Origin of the sequence: Corallococcus llansteffanensis (assembly GCF_003612055.1) — a bacterium.
Taxonomy (GTDB): Bacteria; Myxococcota; Myxococcia; order Myxococcales; family Myxococcaceae; genus Corallococcus; species Corallococcus llansteffanensis.
Genome location: NZ_RAWB01001017.1, coordinates 1 through 1,484 on the forward strand (window position 1 = coordinate 1; position 1,484 = coordinate 1,484).

The 1,484-nt window shown below is 72.3% G+C and carries 2 protein-coding genes; one reads left to right on the forward strand and one right to left on the reverse strand.

Going from position 1 to position 1,484, the window contains the following annotated elements; translation table 11 throughout:
• Positions 1-404 (forward strand): ELWxxDGT repeat protein (locus D7V93_RS42975; RefSeq protein ID WP_341871004.1); only part of this gene is annotated, 404 nt, incomplete at its 5' end.
• A gap of 9 nt (positions 405-413) precedes the next feature.
• Here D7V93_RS42975 and D7V93_RS42980 read toward each other — a convergent pair.
• Positions 414-1,484 (reverse strand): MBL fold metallo-hydrolase (locus D7V93_RS42980; RefSeq protein WP_120648667.1); only part of this gene is annotated, 1,071 nt, incomplete at its 5' end.

Genomic DNA, 1,484 nt, shown 5'->3' on the forward strand with positions numbered 1-1,484 from the left:
GGCTGACGGTGATGGGCGGCCAGCTGTACTTCGCCGCGGATGACGGCGTGCATGGCCGCGAGCTGTGGCGCACGGATGGCTCCGCGCAGGGCACGCAGCTCGTGCAGGACCTGGATCCCGGCCCTTCGGGCAGTGCTCCCACCGCGCTCCGGGCGATGGACGGGTGGCTCTTCCTCTCCGCGATGACGCGCACGCGGGGGCGCGAGGCCTGGTACTCGGACGGCTCCATCAACCGCGTGCAGCCGCTCCACGATCTCGCACCCGGTGGGCAGAGCTCCAACCCCCGGGGGTTCGTGCACGCGGGGGGCCACGTCTTCTTCGTCGCCACCGAACCGACCCGGGGCGAGGAGCCCTGGGCGCTGCCCTTCCTCCCCATGGAGGCCTGCTCCGGCGCGGCGAGGTGAGCCCCCGCCTCAAGCCGCGCGTCGCACCGCGGGCGTGGGGTGCAGCGCGCCCGTGTTGGGCGGGGGCAGCACCACGGTGGGGCCCAGGCCGGGGGCCAGCAGGTGGGACGTGAGCAGCGAGGACGGGTGGAAGTTCACGAACGACGCGTCGTGGGCGGAGGGGCCGGCGAACAGCTTCTCCACCACCATGGACGTGTACTGGTCCAGCGAGTCCTCGCGCGTGTTGCCGTTGAGGACCACCTCCCAGCCCATCTGCTCCGCGAAGCGGCGCACGCCCGGGATGCGCGACAGGAGGGGCGTGTAGCTCTCCGTGCTCACGCCGTTCTCGCTGACGACGAAGACCTCGTTCGCGGTGGCCACCGCGAGGGACGTGTTGCCCTGCGTGTGCCCCGGCGTGCTGAGCAGCGCCGCGCCCTGGCCCAGCCACGTGTCGCCGTCCAGCAGCACGACGCGGTCCTCCGGAATCTCCGTGCCGCCGGGCACGAACCACACGCTCTGCATGGGGTGCAGGTGCTTCACCATGGCCCACTCGGTGCGCTGCACCAGCAGCTTCGCGCGAGGGAAGACGGCCGGGGCGCCCGCGCCCCCCAGCCAGCCGCGCAGGTCCTGGATGTGCAGGTGGTCGAAGGCCAGGTAGTCCACGTCCGACGGCGTCAGCCCCAGCGACTCCAGGTGGCTCTGGACGGTGCCGTGGCGGGTGGACATCACCTTGTCGGAGAGGAACGCGCCGTAGCGCTCGCGCAGCGCGCGGTAGAAGGGCGCCGCGTAGCCCCGCTCGAAGTCGGTGGGGTTGAAGAGCAGCGTGCGCCGCTGGCCCGTGCCGGCTTCCGCGAACTGCACCACCTGCATGCGGTTGGTCATCATCACGTAGGGCGCCGGGGACAGCGCCGCCCCGCTGAAGGCGAACAGCGTGGGGTAGGGGAACGTGATGAGATCGCAGGTGGACACCGCCGCCACCGGGCCCTCGCTCACGAACGCCTCGCGGGCCTCCAATGCGGCGCGGCGAAGCTTCTGCAGCCGTGCTCCGGGGGTGCGTTCAGCGTGCGCCTCCGGGAGGAAGGGCAGGGGGCGGAACGGGGC